This window comes from Okeania sp. SIO2B9 (assembly GCF_010672505.1).
Taxonomy (GTDB): domain Bacteria; phylum Cyanobacteriota; class Cyanobacteriia; order Cyanobacteriales; family Microcoleaceae; genus Okeania; species Okeania hirsuta.
The window spans coordinates 1-1003 of record NZ_JAAHGK010001831.1 but is presented as its reverse complement, the minus strand read 5'-3'; the positions used below and the strand labels follow the sequence as shown (position 1 = coordinate 1003).

At 32.7% G+C, this 1003-nt stretch carries 2 protein-coding genes; one reads left to right on the top strand and one right to left on the bottom strand.

The window, feature by feature from the left end:
- Window positions 1–89 precede the first annotated feature (89 nt).
- Window positions 90–383 carry a hypothetical protein gene (locus F6K13_RS34780; RefSeq protein WP_124142872.1) on the bottom strand — a complete coding sequence of 98 codons (294 nt, stop codon included), beginning with the start codon at window positions 381–383 and terminating at the stop codon, window positions 90–92.
- A 169-nt stretch (window positions 384–552) separates the two neighbouring features.
- Here F6K13_RS34780 and F6K13_RS34775 point away from each other — a divergent pair, with 169 nt between their 5' ends.
- Window positions 553–885, top strand: a complete 333-nt coding sequence (locus F6K13_RS34775) for a DUF565 domain-containing protein (protein ID WP_124142871.1) — start codon at window positions 553–555, stop codon at window positions 883–885.
- Window positions 886–1003 lie beyond the last annotated feature (118 nt).

Sequence of the window (1003 nt, the reverse complement as noted above, 5' to 3'; positions counted from 1 at the left end):
GTCTGGGGAGTAGTCAATACCTTCCCCTGGGGCAAAATCCCAGTGAGCAGATTTTTGGTAAGATTGGTCTGAGGATTTAGCTAGTAGTGCTAGACGAACTGGACGATCTGTACAGTTGCTAACTCGAAAAGCTCCTTTATCAGTTTTGACCCACGAATGATTGATGATTGAGAAGTAGTTATGAGCAGACTACATTCTTGAATCTGTTTTGTTGGAGATATTGGTAGAGGTTTCTGAGTAGGAATGTTTAATAACAGAGATTCAGAAAATGTCTCAGAATCATTTGTTTCCCAAAATATTTTTAACTGAAATCTGCCAATAATTAATCCTAACAAAAAAAATATTAAAGTAATAATAGTTTGTCTATAAGCTTGGAGTTTCATTTGAATTTAATTCTTTCTTTTAATTCTTTAACTAGGCATCCTGATTTTGTTCAATTAACCTGATAAATTACAGCTTGCTCTTCTGCTATGTTAGACTACCTAGAGTATTTTTAACTTTCAAATTGACTTAAAAAGTCCAAAAAAATATATATATTTAACTTCAATATCTATGCAAAGTACCCGTATCAATAGATTATTTAATGTTATTAGTGAAAGGTTTAGGCAATGGTTGAGTAATCCTTGGCGTCGAATTTCTCTATTAGTTATTAGTTTGTTATTTGGTAATTTTGCTGGGACTGCGGTTTCTACGATCGCTGGGCAAGAAGGTTACCTAGATGTTATTTATGCTTTAATATGTTTGCTGATTACTGAATTATTAAACTGGTTTACTTATGGTATTAAGGGTAAAATAGCACGTTCTTTGGGAATAGATATTTTGAATGGTTTTAAAATTGGTTTTACTTATGGTCTATTTTTAGAAGCTTTCAAATTAGGTTCTTAGATTTTCTCTACGTTAAGGTGGTAGGTGTGAGATACTAAACTTTAATTTTGTCCGACTACTTAGCAGTTAATTAGCTTTCAACTATCAGCTTGGGGTCGTAGGTTTGAAGTTTTAGGTT

Coding starts and splice junctions, on each gene's coding strand:
- F6K13_RS34780 (WP_124142872.1), bottom strand. CDS start 383: ATGAAACTCCAAGCTTATAGACAAACTATTATTACTTTAATATTTTTT.
- F6K13_RS34775 (WP_124142871.1), top strand. CDS start 553: ATGCAAAGTACCCGTATCAATAGATTATTTAATGTTATTAGTGAAAGG.